This is a genomic window from Enterobacter sp. MGH85, assembly GCF_001037655.1.
In the GTDB taxonomy this organism is placed as follows: Bacteria; Pseudomonadota; Gammaproteobacteria; order Enterobacterales; family Enterobacteriaceae; genus Enterobacter; species Enterobacter intestinihominis.
On sequence record NZ_KQ089925.1, the window covers coordinates 345,876 to 360,222 of the forward strand.

Annotated in this window: 13 protein-coding genes and 1 pseudogene; 8 read left to right on the forward strand and 6 right to left on the reverse strand. The window is 55.8% G+C overall.

The window, feature by feature from the left end; translation table 11 throughout:
- The first annotated feature begins 20 nt into the window (after positions 1-20).
- Together SK51_RS01580 and SK51_RS01585 are read left to right on the forward strand one after the other, a co-directional pair.
- Positions 21-1,424, forward strand: a complete 1,404-nt coding sequence (locus tag SK51_RS01580) for a YfcC family protein (RefSeq protein ID WP_003863365.1) — start codon at positions 21-23, stop codon at positions 1,422-1,424.
- A gap of 80 nt (positions 1,425-1,504) precedes the next feature.
- A complete protein-coding gene (locus tag SK51_RS01585; RefSeq protein ID WP_003863366.1) occupies positions 1,505-1,984 on the forward strand; it encodes an arginine repressor in 480 nt (159 codons plus the stop codon).
- A gap of 3 nt (positions 1,985-1,987) precedes the next feature.
- Here SK51_RS01585 and SK51_RS25130 read toward each other — a convergent pair.
- Positions 1,988-2,105 (reverse strand): annotated as a pseudogene (locus SK51_RS25130) (hypothetical protein).
- On the opposite strand from SK51_RS25130, the gene SK51_RS23755 reads away from it, so the two are divergent.
- The 5 genes from SK51_RS23755 to gbpA all read left to right on the forward strand — a co-directional run bounded on the left by SK51_RS23755 (position 2,085) and on the right by gbpA (position 5,678).
- Positions 2,085-2,189 carry a pyrBI operon leader peptide gene (locus SK51_RS23755; RefSeq protein ID WP_022646880.1) on the forward strand — a complete coding sequence of 35 codons (105 nt, stop codon included), beginning with the start codon at positions 2,085-2,087 and terminating at the stop codon, positions 2,187-2,189. The pseudogene SK51_RS25130 and the gene SK51_RS23755 sit on opposite strands and share 21 nt — an antisense overlap.
- Positions 2,190-2,223: 34 nt before the next feature.
- Positions 2,224-3,156 carry an aspartate carbamoyltransferase gene (gene pyrB / locus SK51_RS01590; RefSeq protein ID WP_003863368.1) on the forward strand — a complete coding sequence of 311 codons (933 nt, stop codon included), beginning with the start codon at positions 2,224-2,226 and terminating at the stop codon, positions 3,154-3,156.
- A gap of 12 nt (positions 3,157-3,168) precedes the next feature.
- Positions 3,169-3,630, forward strand: coding sequence for an aspartate carbamoyltransferase regulatory subunit (pyrI, locus tag SK51_RS01595; RefSeq protein WP_003863370.1), 462 nt, complete (start codon positions 3,169-3,171; stop codon positions 3,628-3,630).
- A gap of 73 nt (positions 3,631-3,703) precedes the next feature.
- Positions 3,704-4,090 carry a 2-iminobutanoate/2-iminopropanoate deaminase gene (gene ridA, locus SK51_RS01600; protein WP_003863373.1) on the forward strand — a complete coding sequence of 129 codons (387 nt, stop codon included), beginning with the start codon at positions 3,704-3,706 and terminating at the stop codon, positions 4,088-4,090.
- A gap of 136 nt (positions 4,091-4,226) precedes the next feature.
- Positions 4,227-5,678 carry an N-acetylglucosamine-binding protein GbpA gene (gbpA, locus tag SK51_RS01605; RefSeq protein ID WP_023305330.1) on the forward strand — a complete coding sequence of 484 codons (1,452 nt, stop codon included), beginning with the start codon at positions 4,227-4,229 and terminating at the stop codon, positions 5,676-5,678.
- Positions 5,679-5,880: 202 nt separating this feature from the next.
- Here gbpA and SK51_RS01610 read toward each other — a convergent pair whose 3' ends face one another.
- Entirely contained in the window at positions 5,881-8,265 is a 2,385-nt protein-coding gene (locus SK51_RS01610; RefSeq protein ID WP_023305329.1) for a beta-N-acetylhexosaminidase, read from the reverse strand.
- A gap of 200 nt (positions 8,266-8,465) precedes the next feature.
- Positions 8,466-11,174: a magnesium-translocating P-type ATPase gene (gene mgtA / locus SK51_RS01615; RefSeq protein ID WP_048206572.1), complete on the reverse strand. Its 2,709-nt coding sequence runs from the start codon at positions 11,172-11,174 to the stop codon at positions 8,466-8,468.
- Between the two features lie 386 nt (positions 11,175-11,560).
- On the opposite strand from mgtA, the gene treR reads away from it, so the two are divergent.
- Positions 11,561-12,508 carry a trehalose operon repressor TreR gene (gene treR / locus SK51_RS01620; protein WP_022646876.1) on the forward strand — a complete coding sequence of 316 codons (948 nt, stop codon included), beginning with the start codon at positions 11,561-11,563 and terminating at the stop codon, positions 12,506-12,508.
- 81 nt (positions 12,509-12,589) lie between these two features.
- On the opposite strand, the gene SK51_RS01625 is transcribed toward treR, so the two are convergent.
- The 3 genes from SK51_RS01625 to SK51_RS25135 form a co-directional block, all read right to left on the reverse strand.
- Positions 12,590-13,069 (reverse strand): Hcp family type VI secretion system effector, encoded by a 480-nt coding sequence (locus SK51_RS01625; protein ID WP_023305327.1) that lies wholly within the window; start codon positions 13,067-13,069, stop codon positions 12,590-12,592.
- Between the two features lie 270 nt (positions 13,070-13,339).
- On the reverse strand, positions 13,340-13,990 hold the full coding sequence (locus SK51_RS01630; RefSeq protein WP_023305326.1) for a hypothetical protein: 651 nt from the start codon (positions 13,988-13,990) through the stop codon (positions 13,340-13,342).
- A 194-nt stretch (positions 13,991-14,184) separates the two neighbouring features.
- The gene (locus SK51_RS25135; RefSeq protein ID WP_155404790.1) at positions 14,185-14,343 is read right to left on the reverse strand and encodes a hypothetical protein; all 159 of its coding nucleotides are present in this window, start codon (positions 14,341-14,343) and stop codon (positions 14,185-14,187) included.
- Between the last annotated feature and the right edge of the window lie 4 nt (positions 14,344-14,347).

Sequence of the window (14,347 nt, forward strand, 5' to 3'; positions counted from 1 at the left end):
GCCGGGCTCAGGAGAACATCATGGGCAAGTTCAAATTTCCCTCCGCTTATACCATTCTCTTTTTTCTGATTGCCGTGGTTGCCGTGCTGACGTGGATTGTTCCGGCCGGGCAGTACCATATGGCGATGAACGAGGCGCTCGGCAAAGAAGTGCCGGTTGCTGGCACTTACGCGCACGTGGCAGCGCACCCGCAGGGGCTCGTCTCCGTGCTGATGGCGCCGATTGCCGGGCTGTACGATCCGGAGTCCGGCCAGGCCGGGGCGATCGACGTGGCGCTGTTTATTCTGATCATCGGGGGATTCCTCGGGATCGTCACTAAAACCGGGGCGATAGACGCCGGGATCGAGCGCGTCACCACCCGACTGCGCGGCCGCGAAGAGTGGATGATCCCGATCCTGATGGCGCTGTTTGCCGCAGGCGGCACGATTTACGGCATGGCCGAAGAGTCGCTACCCTTCTATACCTTACTGGTGCCGGTGATGCTGGCAGCGCGGTTCGATCCGGTGGTTGCGGCCTCTACCGTGCTGCTCGGCGCGGGGATCGGCACGCTCGGCTCCACCATCAACCCGTTCGCCACGGTGATCGCCGCCAACGCCGCCGGGATCCCCTTCACCAACGGCATCATGCTACGCATCGCGCTGCTGGTGATCGGCTGGATCATCTGCGTGGCGTGGGTAATGCGCTACGCCCGCAAGGTGCGCAAGGATCCGTCGCTGTCGATCGTGGCGGATAAGCAGGAAGAAAATCGCGCCCACTTTCTCGGTAACAAGGGGGAGCAGTCGCTGGAATTTACCCCGGTGCGCAAACTCATCCTGGTGATCTTCGCCCTCGCCTTCGCGGTGATGATCTACGGCGTGGCGGTGCTGGGCTGGTGGATGGCGGAGATTTCGGCGGTGTTCCTCGCCAGTGCCATTATCGTCGGGCTGATCGCCCGCATGAGCGAAGAGGAGCTGACCTCAACCTTTATCAACGGCGCGCGAGATTTGCTGGGCGTCGCGCTGATAATCGGCATCGCGCGCGGTATCGTAGTGATCATGGATAAGGGCATGATTACCCACACCATTTTGCACAGCGCCGAGGGAATGGTCACCGGATTGTCGACGGTGGCGTTCATCAACGTGATGTACTGGCTGGAAGTGGTGCTGTCGTTTCTTGTGCCTTCTTCGTCCGGCCTGGCCGTTCTGACGATGCCGATCATGGCGCCCCTTGCCGATTTCGCTAACGTCAACCGCGACCTGGTGGTTACGGCTTACCAGTCGGCGTCCGGCATCGTCAACCTGATCACTCCCACCTCTGCCGTCGTGATGGGCGGGCTGGCTATCGCCCGCGTGCCCTACGTGCGTTATCTGAAATGGGTCGCGCCGCTGCTGGGGATTTTAACGGTGGTGATTATGGTGGCGTTAAGCCTGGGCGCTTTGTTGTGATTTGCCGGATGGCGCTGCGCTTATCCGGCCTACGGATCGGTGCGGTGCCACCGGTTATTTCGGGAACTGATATGGGAACTATGATGGATTACGAAGAGTACTCTCCCAAAGAGCAACTACAGCTAACGGTCTGCCAGCGTCTGATCGCGGAAAAGAGCTATCTCTCCCAGGAAGAGATCCGCCGTGACTTACAGGAGCGTGGTTTTGAGACCATCAGCCAGTCCACCGTTTCACGTCTGCTCAAGTTGCTTGGTGTCATAAAAATTCGCAATGCCAAAGGGCTAAAGATTTATTCGCTGAATCCCCAGCTGCGCCCGGCCCCCGACGCGGCGCGTACGGTCTCTGAAATGGTGGTGAGCGTGGAGCACAACAGCGAATTTATCCTTATCCATACCGTCGCCGGATATGGCCGCGCGGTGGCGCGTATTCTGGATTATCACCAGTTACCGGAAATTTTAGGTGTAGTGGCCGGGAGCAGTATTGTCTGGGTCGCGCCCCGCGTAGTGAAGCGCACCGCGCTGGTGCATAAGCAAATTAATTATTTACTCAGAACGCATTAATATTCACAAAGAACCGTTTGCATTGAGTAAAGCGTGCATTAAATCGCTTGATCCCAAAAGCGAGCTGCGTATAATGCCCGACAATTTGCCGGGAGGAAGCATGGTCAAGCGTGTACGACATAACGTCTTACCGCGTCTGAAATCAGACGCTGGCCTGCCGTTTTTCTTCCCGTTGCTAAACCTATTCCCAGAGCCCCTCATTTGAGGGGCTTTTTTTTGCCCGGCGTCAGGAGATAAACATGAATCCGCTTTATCAAAAACACATCATTTCCATAAACGACCTCAGCCGCGAAGAGCTGGAACTGGTTCTGGAAACCGCGGCAAAACTGAAGGCCAATCCGCAACCGGAGCTGTTGAAGCACAAGGTGATTGCAAGCTGCTTCTTCGAAGCCTCGACCCGCACCCGCCTCTCCTTCGAAACCTCCATGCACCGTCTGGGCGCGAGCGTGGTGGGCTTCTCGGACAGCAGCAACACGTCGCTGGGCAAAAAAGGCGAGACCCTGGCGGATACCATTTCGGTTATCAGTACCTACGTTGACGCGATTGTGATGCGCCACCCGCAGGAGGGCGCGGCGCGTCTGGCGACCGAGTTTTCCGGCGGCATTCCGGTACTGAACGCCGGTGACGGCGCCAACCAGCATCCGACGCAGACCCTGCTGGATCTGTTCACCATTCAGGAGACGCAGGGCACGCTTGAGAACCTGAACATCGCCATGGTCGGCGACCTGAAATATGGCCGCACCGTCCACTCCCTGACCCAGGCGCTGGCGAAATTTAACGGCAACCGCTTCTTCTTTATCGCGCCGGACGCGCTGGCGATGCCGCAGTACATTCTCGACATGCTGGACGAGAAAGGCATCGCGTGGAGCCTGCACGCCAGTATCGAAGAGGTGATGGGCAACGTGGATATTCTCTACATGACCCGCGTGCAGAAAGAGCGTCTGGATCCGTCCGAGTACGCCAACGTGAAGGCGCAGTTCGTGCTGCGCGCCAGCGACCTTGAAGGCGCGCGTGACAATATGAAGGTGCTGCACCCGCTGCCGCGCATCGATGAGATCACCACAGACGTGGACAAAACGCCGCACGCCTGGTACTTCCAGCAGGCCGGAAACGGCATCTTCGCTCGCCAGGCGTTACTGGCACTGGTTCTGAATCGCGAATTAGCTCTGTAAGGGGAGACGACCATGACACACGATAACAAACTCCAGGTTGAAGCCATCAAGCGTGGCACCGTGATTGACCACATCCCTGCGCAGGTGGGCTTTAAGCTGCTGACGCTGTTCAAACTGACCGAAACGGACCAGCGCATCACCATCGGCCTGAACCTGCCGTCGGGCGAAATGGGCCGTAAAGACCTGATCAAAATCGAGAACACCTTCCTGACCGACGAGCAGGTTAACCAGCTGTCGCTGTACGCGCCGGACGCCACGGTTAACCGCATCGACGATTACGACGTGGTGGGCAAATCCCGCCCAAGCCTGCCGGATCGCATCGAAAGCGTGCTGGTCTGCCCGAACAGCAACTGCATCAGTCATGCTGAGCCGGTTTCCTCCAGTTTCGCAGTGAAAAAACGCGCCAATGACATCGCACTCAAATGCAAATACTGCGAAAAAGAGTTTTCTCATTATGTGGTGCTGGCCAACTAATTGAGGTTGGTAATGAAATCCCGGCTGTTATAATGGCCGGGAACATTCTTAACGCTGTAATTCTGGAGAAAAAATGAGCAAAGTACTCGCGACGGAAAATGCACCAGCGGCTATCGGCCCATACGTTCAGGGCGTTGATCTGGGCAGCATGATCATCACTTCTGGTCAGATCCCGGTGAACCCAAAAACCGGTGAAGTGCCAGCCGACGTAGCGGCGCAGGCGCGTCAGTCGCTGGAAAACGTGCAGGCGATCGTGGAATCTGCCGGTCTGAAAGTGGGCGATATCGTCAAAACCACCGTGTTCGTGAAAGATCTGAATGATTTCGCGACCGTTAACGCCACTTACGAAGCGTTCTTCACCGAGCACAACGCGACCTTCCCGGCTCGCTCTTGCGTGGAAGTGGCGCGTCTGCCAAAAGACGTGAAAATTGAAATTGAAGCGATTGCCGTACGTCGCTAATTCAATTCAATTAAGAAAGGGCAGCTTAGCTGTCCTTTTTATTTCGACTATTTTTACTCTCCATATAAAATGACAAATCGCACCGTCCATTATTAAGCTTCTCCACCCGGTAATATTCTCTAATAATGGATGAGTAATGAAACTTTCAAAAATTGCACTTGCCCTCGCGACAGTGACCGTTGCATCGTCGGCATTTGCTCACGGCTATATTGAATCACCAGCCAGCCGCGCCTATATGTGTAAGCTTGGCCAAAATATTGATTGCGGCGCTGTACAGTATGAACCGCAGAGCGTGGAAAAAACTTCCGGTTTCCCGACCGGCGCTATGCCGCCGGACGGCCAGCTCGCCAGTGCAGGTATTTCCCAGTATTCTCAGCTGGATAAGCAAAGCCAGAATGCCTGGACCAAAAACCCGATAACAGCAGGCCCGCATGAGTTCGTCTGGCATCATACTGCACCGCATAAAACCACTAACTGGCGCTATTACATCACCAAACAAAATTGGGATCCAAATAAGCCGCTGACTCGCGATCAATTTGAATTAACTCCATTCTGTACGATCAACGGAAATAGTCAGGCACCAGCCGTAACAAAATCTATGACTTGCAATGTTCCTGCGCGTACGGGCTACCAGGTTATTTACGGCGTGTGGGAAATTGCGGACACCTCAAATAGCTTTTATCAGGCCATTGACGTTGATTTCGGGAATGGTGGCAACGTAACCCCGGACGAAACGCCTGCGATCGTTTCCGAATGGAGCAAAACCCTGAGCGGCCAGATTGCCGGTAATAACCTGAACGTGGGCGATAAGGTTATCGCACGCTTCTTCGACGCCAACGGTGAAGTGACCGCCATGCGTACCGAAATGACCATCGGCTCTGCTGAACAAGGCGACGCTAACCAGTGGTCTTACGATCTGGCGCAGAAGATCAACACCGCTCAGAGCGATGTCCGCGTCGGTGTTAAAGATGAAGCCGGTGACATCAGCCCGGTTCACGGCGCCAACAGCGTATTCGTGAAAGAGGGCAGCACGCTGAAATCCGTTGCCATCTCCTATGAAGAGCAAAAAGCGCAGGTGAGCGAGACCATCGCCGTTTCCGATCTGCAATACAGCAAAATCGAACATGGCAACGCGACCGTCACCTTCCACGTCAACACACAGGGTGACGTTAATTTTGAAGCACACGTGATGAACCACCACGGTGCGGAAAAAGGTTACCTGAAGCAGGACATGAACAACGTCAATCAGGACGTGACCATGACGCTGACTGACGTGACGGCGGGACACCATATGCTGAAATACTACGCGACCAATAAAGACGGCACGATGTTCGCCCAGGACGTGCTGAACCTGATGCTGGAAAGCGATGCGGCTGCGGACAGCACCGGCCACCACGACTTTACCTTCCCGGAGAATATCGCCTCGTACAAAGCAGGCACCGTGGTACTACAGCCAAAAGACGGTAAGACCTACGAATGTAAGCCTTTCCCGTACAGCGGCTACTGCGTGCAGTACAGCCCAACCGCAAACCAGTTTGAGCCTGGCGTTGGCGCGCACTGGAAAGAGGCGTGGGTGTTGAAGAACTGAGTGGAAAAACCTTACCCCTCACCCTAACCCTCTCCCCAAAGGGGAGAGGGTACCGATAGAGCACCCTCGCCTGGCCCTCCCTCCAAAGGGGAGAGGGTACCGATAGAGCCCCCTCGCCTGGCCCTCCCTCCAAAGGGGAGAGGGTACCGATAGTGCCCCTCGCCCCTATGGGGAGAGGGGTTGGGGTGAGGGGTATTTTTTTCTACTGATTCTGCGTCGCACGCAGCAGCGTTTCCAGCGGGTAAACCGCCGCAATCACCACCTCGTCCTGGATTTTCGCCGCGTTATCCAGTTCGCTCTGGATCGACGCGATCTCTTTATCATCCAGCGTTCCCTGACGTGCCACCAGATCCGTCAGCCGCAGGCCAATCGAGGCCAGCTTGTCCACCTCCTGAATTACCGGTTTGATGGCCTTCAACTGATAGCTGTTTTCGCTCAAGGCCAGCACGTCGCTGGTGTTGTTCTGCCAGCGGTTAAAGACGTGGCGCAGCGCGTCGGCGCTCTCCGTGTCTTCCGCATCGCTCACCAGACGATCAGCCCATTTATTCATCTGACGCACGGTCGCACTTTCCGCGTTTAGCGCGTCAGCGAGCCGGTTGAGCGGCTCAAACTGATGATAGTTTCCGGCCTGGAACTTAAGATGCTGGCGGGTGTAATACTGCGCCGGTTCAAGCGCCTGGGCGAGGATTTGCAGCGGCAAGGTATCCGCATTATTAGCGAGGCGCGTGAACTGTACCTGCTGCTGGGTATGCTGCTGTAGCCCAACCGATACCGTGGACCAGCTGTCCATCGCCTGTAGCCGGGTATACATGTTGTCGATGTCGTTGACGTCCTTCGCCGACCAAAGCCGCTCCGCCACCGCAAAGGCGCGCGGCCACAGACGGATATCCAGCACCGGCGCGACCACGTTTTCCGCCCACAGCGCGGCTTCACCGCCGAGCAGATTGGCCTCGTTCGCCGGGTCCGGCACCACCGGCGGTATGCCTTTTGGCACCGCGTCCAGACGCGTGCCGTCGATCGGGTAGCGGGCGTTACCCACCAGGAAATAGCCGCTGAGCTTATCGTTCTCAACAGAAACGACCGGACGCGTTTCACCCATCCAGGTATCAACGGTAAACGTTACCTGGTTGTCGTCCCGCCACTGAATGTTATCCACCGCCCGACGCGATTTCCCGGCAAAATCAATAAATCCACGCCACCCGGCATCGCCTTTCACCAGCGTAAAGCTGCCTTCCACCGGCTTGCCTTTCAGACGCGGCATGGAGAAAGCCCAGCTCTGGACGCTGTCGGTGTCCGCTATCACATCCACGCCGTTCAGCCCCTGCGGCACAATTTCATTGCGGTAGTGGTAGGCGGTGGATTGCGGCTGATCGAGGTAGAAACCGGTTGAGAGAATGCCCTTATAACCGTTCTGCGCCACCTGCCCCAGCGCGTCCTGTCCCTGCCAGGACTGGATCAGAATGCTTTTCGGCAGATCGGGATGGTAGATCTCATCCCAGCCAACCATCTGCCGGTGGTGCTTCTCAAGGATCGTCTCCAGCTTGCGGTTGAAATACGCCTGCAACGCATGGCTGTCCGCCAGTTTGTTGTCGCGCATGAATCTCTGGATCGCAGCGTTCGCTTTCCACTGGCTGTCGTCAACCTCATCGCCGCCAATATGCAGATACGGATCCGGGAAGATCGCCGCCAGTTCGCTGACCATCGCGTTGGCAAAGGTATAGGTCGCCTCTTTGGTGGGATCCAGCACTGGCTTAAGCACGCCCCAGTGGCGCTCCATGGCGTACGGCCCCGGCGCGCTCATCAGCTCCGGGTAGGCGACGGCAATCGCCGAGGCGTGGCCCGGCATATCAATTTCCGGCACCACGCGTATGCCGCGCTCGGCAGCGTAACGCACAATCTCGCGCATCTGCTCGGGGGTGTAGAACAGCCCATCGCTGGCAAGCTGGGTTAATTTTGGATAACGCTTCGAGGTAAAGCGCCAGCCCTGATCGTCCGTCAAATGCCAGTGCAGGACGTTGAGCTTAGCCGCGGCCATGCCGTCGATCTGGCGTTTGATATCGGGTAACGGGATGAAATGGCGCGCTGAATCGAGCAGCAGCCCGCGCCACGGGAAGCGCGGCGAATCTTCAATGGTAACCCACGGAATCGAGGTGTTTTCGGCACCGTTCTGCATCAGCTGGAGCAAGGTTTCCATGGCGCGCAGCGCGCCGAAGCGGGTGTTGGCGGAGATATTTACGCCGTTGGCGTCCACCGTGAGTTTATAGCTCTCATCGCTGTCCGGCAGCGGCTGCGGCTTCACTTTTTTAGCGATGGAAATACGGATGGTTGGCTTGTCAGGTTTTTCGGCCTGCGGCTGTAGCGTCCAGCCGGTTTGCAGGGCGATGCGCTGGCGCAGGCGGTTGACCGCATCCCCCAGATCGTCGCCGCTGACGCTCACGGTGAGTTGATTGTTAAGCACCAGCGCACCCTGCGTGGTCGGGCGTTCAACCTTCGCAGGCCAGGGCATTAAGGGAAGGTCGCCTGCCGGGGCGGCAAAGGTGGAGGCGCCGAGCATGAGCCCGGCGGTTAAGAGGCTGTACCGTAACATGAATGTTCCTTATCTGACGGGCCAAATAAAGGCAAAACATTCTGTTAACATGCGCTCAAATTGTCGTCAAGCGAATGCGCTGACGGAGATCACAGGTTGTTGAATTTGGGAGGAAAGCCAGCTGCCGGGTGGCGGCTTCGCCTTACCCGGCCTACGTTCGGATCGTAGGCCCGGTAAGCGCAGCGCCACCGGGCTTGCCGTTACTGCCATCCATACCGACGGCTATAGAACCCTTTGACCATCTGCGTCAGCACCATGTAACCCGCGAGGATCGCCACCAGCCACGGGAAGTAGCTCAGCGGCAGCGCCTGAAGTTGCAGGTAACTTGCAAGCGGCGAGAACGGCAGCGCGATCCCGAGCGCCATCACAATGCCCGTCATCACGATCAGCGGCCATGCGGCACGGCTCTGGATAAACGGAATGCGGCGGGTGCGGATCATATGCACAATCAGGGTCTGGGACAGCAGCCCCACCACGAACCAGCCGGACTGGAACAGCGTCTGGTGTTCCGGGGTATTGGCGTGGAACACAAACCACATCAGGCAGAAGGTCAGAATGTCAAAGATGGAGCTGATCGGCCCAAAGAACAGCATAAAGCGCCCCAGATCGGCGGGGTTCCAGCGCTGCGGCTTCTTGATCTGCTCGTCGTCCACGTTATCAAACGGGATGGCGACCTGAGAGACATCGTACATCAGGTTCTGAATCAGCAGGTGCAGCGGCAGCATCGGCAGGAACGGCAGGAAGGCGCTCGCCACCAGCACGCTGAAGACGTTACCGAAGTTGGAGCTGGCGGTCATTTTGATGTATTTGAGCATATTGGCGAAGGTGCGACGCCCTTCGATGACGCCCTCCTCGAGCACCATCAGGCTCTTTTCCAGCAGAATGATATCTGCCGCCTCGCGGGCGATATCCACCGCGCCGTCCACGGAGATACCGATATCCGCCGCACGCAGGGCTGGCGCATCGTTGATGCCGTCGCCCATAAAGCCCACCACGTGCCCTTCACGACGCAGCAGAGTGACGATGCGTTCTTTATGCATCGGCGTCAGGCGGGCAAACAGCGTGGTGCGCAGGGCAAGCTCGGCCAGCTCATCGTCGGACAGGTGCTCAATGTCGCTCCCCACCACGACGTCGCCCACGTCCAGGCCCACTTCGTGGCACACTTTGGCCGCCACCAGCTCGCTGTCGCCGGTCAGGATTTTGACGGTGATCCCGCTCGCTTTCAGTGCTTTCAGCGCCGGCGCGGTGGTCTCTTTCGGCGGATCGAGGAATGCGATGTAACCCTCGAGGATCAAATCGGATTCATCGATACGCTGGTAGTCCCCTTCCCGCGCGGGCAGGAACTTGCTTGCTACCGCCACCACGCGCAGCCCCTGACGGTTCAGGTTATCGGTGACGCGTTTGATGCGGCGCAGCATGGTCTCATCCAGCGGCACGATCTCGCTGTTATGACGCACCTGCGTGGAAACATTCAGGATCTCCTGCAATGCCCCTTTGCAGATCAGCTGATGTACGTCCGGCTGCTCGCTGACCACCACCGACATGCGGCGCCGTTCAAAGTCGAACGGAATTTCGTCCACCTTCTGCCAGCGGCCGGAGAGCATGCGGGCAGACTCTTCATCCACACCTTCCAGCACCGCCACGTCGAGCAGGTTTTTCAGCCCTGTCTGGTAGTGACTGTTCAGCCACGCGCTGTACAGCACCCGTTCGCTGGTCTTTCCGGCGATATCGGTGTGGTTCTCCAGCACGATTTTGTCCTGGGTCAGGGTGCCGGTTTTATCGGTGCAAAGAATGTCCATCGCGCCAAAGTTCTGGATGGCGTCGAGGTGTTTGACGATCACCTTTTGTTTAGAGAGTTTGACCGCCCCGCGCGCCAGCGTGGAGGTGACAATCATCGGCAGCATTTCCGGCGTTAAGCCGACAGCCACGGAGAGGGAGAACAGCGCCGCTTCCCACCAGTCACCTTTGGTGTAGCCGTTGATCAGCAGGACAATCGGCGTCATGACCATCATAAAGCGGATCAGCAGCATGCTGACGCGGCCAATGCCTTTCTGGAATGCGTTCGGCTCGCTCTCCTGCTCGCTGACGCGTCCGGCAAGCTGCCCAAACCAGGTGTTGCCGCCGGTAGCGGTGACAATGGCCTGCGCCGTGCCGCTGACCACCGTGGTGCCCATAAAGCACAGGGTGTCGCATTCCAGCGGGTTCATCTGCTGCGGATCGCGGGTCCGCGCCACCTTCTCTACGGGCAGGGATTCACCGGTGAGTGACGCCTGCGCGACGAACAGATCCCGCGCCTGGATGATGCGTAAATCCGCCGGGATCATGTCCCCCGCCGCCAGCTTCACCAGATCGCCCGGCACCAGCTGGTCAATGGGCAGTTCAATCCAGGCGTTTTCGCCGAGGTCGTTAATCACGCGCGACACGGTGGCAGTATTGCTGACCATCGCTTTCAGCGCATCCGCCGCTTTGGTGGAGCGCGCTTCCTGAATAAAGTTAAGCAGCGTGGAGATCCCCACCATCAGGGCAATTACGCCTGCGGCAAACAGATCTTCAGTGGCGTAAGAGATAATCCCGAGCACCGTCAGCAGCAGGTTGAACGGATTGCGGTAGCAGAGCCACAGGTGGACCCACCATGGAGAGGGTTTTTGCGCCGGGATCTGGTTATCGCCATGTTCCTCGCGGATTTTTGACACTTCTTGCGCGTTCAGCCCTTCCGGGTGGCCGCCAAAGGCGCGCCAGACTTCGTTTTCATCCATCGCCGCCACGTTCAGGCAGCGCTCGGTCAGGGAAGCGGGGATTTCCGCGCCCGCCAGGGTGTTGGCATTTGGCAGCGGATCGCGCGCAATCAGGCGATGTGGCAGGTGGCGGCTCAGCTGCGCGAACAGCTGCCGGGTGATATTTTTCAGCATAGTCATTCCCCCGCATCCGCAAAGGCGGACGCAGTTTTCCCGCAGGCGTGGCAGAGCCGTACCTGTCAGGCACTTAATTTATCAAGCAGGAACGTATGAACGTTGCTGCCTCACGCCGGTGAGACAGCAAAAGGCTGGCTTACCGGAAAGAAGGTTTTCTCCTGGTCAGGAGAGGTGTGGGATCGGGATCCATGTGGCCTCCGGTAAGTTAAAAATGGGATGTCGTCGCGCAGTATAAGGATTTAACCATACCTTTTGTGACTATTCGGGCGGTATGATACCCCCTCGTAAATAAACCGCACGTAAACCAGACTTTGCCCATAGCGAATTCGCAGGATAGCATTAGGCTCAACTGATTATTTTATCGTTGTTACAGGGAATACAGCATGCAGAACCGCCTTACGATTAAAGACATCGCGCGTTTAAGCGGCGTGGGGAAATCGACCGTCTCACGCGTGCTTAACAACGAAAGCGGTGTCAGCGAGCGCACACGCGAGCGCGTCGAGGCGGTGATGAATCAGCACGGTTTTTCCCCTTCCCGCTCCGCGCGCGCCATGCGCGGGCAGAGCGATAAAGTGGTCGCCATTATTGTCTCGCGTCTGGATTCCCTCTCCGAAAACCTCGCCGTACAGACGATGCTGCCCGCGTTCTACGAGCAGGGCTACGATCCGATCATGATGGAGAGCAAGTTCTCGGCGCAAATGGTGGAGGAGCATCTCGGTATGCTTCAGCGCCGCAACATTGATGGCGTAGTGCTGTTCGGGTTTACCGGCCTTAAAGAGGACATGCTTAAACCCTGGCAGCCGTCTCTGGTGCTGCTGGCGCGCGACGCCAGCGGGTTTGCCTCTGTCTGTTACGATGACGAAGGGGCAATCGTGATCCTGATGCAGCGCCTGTATGAACAGGGCCATCGGCATATCAGCTATCTCGGCGTGCCGCATGCCGACATCACCACCGGCAAGCGTCGCCATGAAGCGTACCTGGCATTTTGTAAAAAAAACAATCTCCCCGCCGTGGCCGCGCTGCCTGGGCTGGGTATGAAACAGGGATATGAGCAGGTCGCCAGCGTGCTGACTGCACAAACCACCGCCCTGGTGTGCGCCACGGATACCCTTGCATTGGGTGCGAGCAAATATTTGCAGGAGCAACGCATCGGGGAGCTGCAGTTAGCGAGCGTGGGAAGCACGCCGCTGATGAAGTTCTTACACCCGGAGATTATCAGCGTTGACCCGGGTTATGCCGAGTCTGGCCGGCAGGCTGCCGCGCAGCTGATCGAGCAAATTACCGGGCGTACCGAGCCCCGTCAGATCGTTATTCCAGCCCGCCTGTCGTAGAACGTGTCAGAAAGAAAAGTAAGCGCAGGGAGCAGAAAATCAATTAGCGTATCAATGTCTCCTGCGCCATTTCTTTCGATATTATGCACAACAGCGATCGTTCCATGAATCACGATATAGGATATTGCCTTCCATATACTTCCATGTGATCGCCTCATAGCGCAATTCGAGCGTTTCGAGGTGAGTACTGCTCGTGCCGTTGGGTGACAGATATGGCGCTACCGTTGTGAACTTCACGTTTTCAAGAATGATGTTAAAATACTCGGCTTCGATCCCTGAGTCCAAAATACGGTACATTTTGATTGTCGCTTTCTTCATTGTTCGGCCTTCGCACACCGCACGGTACAGAAGGGGAGTTGTCTGATCGAATTCTTTAATTATTGTGATTGGGCGGTGAACACGAGTACCAGTGAGTTTTCCCCAATGGGAGTCAACCGGGATGGTCACACCGTGAGAGAATGATTTTAATTCAATAGAGCCCAGGCGCAGCGGTATCATGCAGCTGCCGACAACCGGCGAACCGTTCTCATCTTCAAGCCATAAGTGTGCGGGAGTAGACATATAATTTCCTTATTAGTTGATATCAATATTGGAGTGTTCAGCCTTTTATATAACGGCCAAAAATAATCATTACGGCAATGAAGAAAACCCCGACTGGCCAGACTGGGCTTCCTGGAAAGAAATGAGCCTGAATAATGGCGAATATAATTGTTAGCGCGGTTGGGCCGTAAACTGAAAAGAAAGTTCTCCCTTGCCAACGTAAAAAACGTTTTATGTAGTTCAGCATGACTATTGGATCATCCTGCTAATGATGTCTGCAATTTGGTCATTCTACGCCCATTGCGCTTTCATCGCGCCCGCCCGATGAAATATCGGCTCAATGAGAAAATAGAGCATTTCCAGTCCTTGCGCATAAAGTGCAGAATAATAGGCAGGGAATTGAATATGCAGTCGATAAGCACTATCTGCAGCTTTCTGCACGACACCATAAAAACCTATAAGGGCAATACCCCGGGATGCCCATGTTCCTGCAATGGCGCTGAGTTCGAGACTGAGGTTTAAACCAAGTCGAACGTAAGAGGCGACAGCTAATGTAAATCCAGCACCTGTGAGAGTAACTGCTGCAACATGAACATTTACGGCCATCAGGCGCTGCTTGATGTATTCTAACTGGTCTGAGGTTTTGTTTTTGAAAATTTCTTCAAAGTAGATTTGTAGCATGTTATAGGCGACATCAACGCCACTGAGCACCTTATAAACGGCATCCCTGAAACGTATATCTTCGGTCTTTTGTCTCTGGCAAACGTCATTGTATTCATCGGTGAAACATGAGGTGTAATACAACAGACGAGTCGCGCCTTTACTTATCGTATCCACCTGATTTTTAACTTGCTCACTTACACCTGTAATAGCATGGTCGAGCTTTAACGCAAGTATTTTATTGGCCTGTAAATAACTGATGATCTCGTTGTTTCCGTACATACGCGCCCCAGACTTTTTTAGCAATTTGAAAGCAGCCTATGCCTGAACACGATATGAATGTTCCAACCAGATCACGTTTAGGTCTGGTAAACGTATTTTTAAGATATTGACCCGGTATTTCTTCAAAAATATTAACTATTAACCTCATGAATTTAGAATATTTTTATATCACTCCCCTCACAGGCCCGTAAGCTTCAGACATAAATCTCAAAGGGCATACTCGCGCTTGAACACATATCAAGAAACGCATCCAGATAGCCCCCGCTAAACGGATTATTGTGATCTTCGCCCGATTTCGGGAACGTTCCCATTTTCGCCGTCACGTTGAAGGAGTAGGCTTGCGCACAGGTCATAACC

Coding starts and splice junctions, on each gene's coding strand:
- SK51_RS01580 (WP_003863365.1), top strand. CDS start 21: ATGGGCAAGTTCAAATTTCCCTCCGCTTATACCATTCTCTTTTTTCTG.
- SK51_RS01585 (WP_003863366.1), top strand. CDS start 1,505: ATGATGGATTACGAAGAGTACTCTCCCAAAGAGCAACTACAGCTAACG.
- SK51_RS23755 (WP_022646880.1), top strand. CDS start 2,085: ATGGTCAAGCGTGTACGACATAACGTCTTACCGCGTCTGAAATCAGAC.
- pyrB (WP_003863368.1), top strand. CDS start 2,224: ATGAATCCGCTTTATCAAAAACACATCATTTCCATAAACGACCTCAGC.
- pyrI (WP_003863370.1), top strand. CDS start 3,169: ATGACACACGATAACAAACTCCAGGTTGAAGCCATCAAGCGTGGCACC.
- ridA (WP_003863373.1), top strand. CDS start 3,704: ATGAGCAAAGTACTCGCGACGGAAAATGCACCAGCGGCTATCGGCCCA.
- gbpA (WP_023305330.1), top strand. CDS start 4,227: ATGAAACTTTCAAAAATTGCACTTGCCCTCGCGACAGTGACCGTTGCA.
- SK51_RS01610 (WP_023305329.1), bottom strand. CDS start 8,265: ATGTTACGGTACAGCCTCTTAACCGCCGGGCTCATGCTCGGCGCCTCC.
- mgtA (WP_048206572.1), bottom strand. CDS start 11,174: ATGCTGAAAAATATCACCCGGCAGCTGTTCGCGCAGCTGAGCCGCCAC.
- treR (WP_022646876.1), top strand. CDS start 11,561: ATGCAGAACCGCCTTACGATTAAAGACATCGCGCGTTTAAGCGGCGTG.
- SK51_RS01625 (WP_023305327.1), bottom strand. CDS start 13,069: ATGTCTACTCCCGCACACTTATGGCTTGAAGATGAGAACGGTTCGCCG.
- SK51_RS01630 (WP_023305326.1), bottom strand. CDS start 13,990: ATGTACGGAAACAACGAGATCATCAGTTATTTACAGGCCAATAAAATA.
- SK51_RS25135 (WP_155404790.1), bottom strand. CDS start 14,343: ATGACCTGTGCGCAAGCCTACTCCTTCAACGTGACGGCGAAAATGGGA.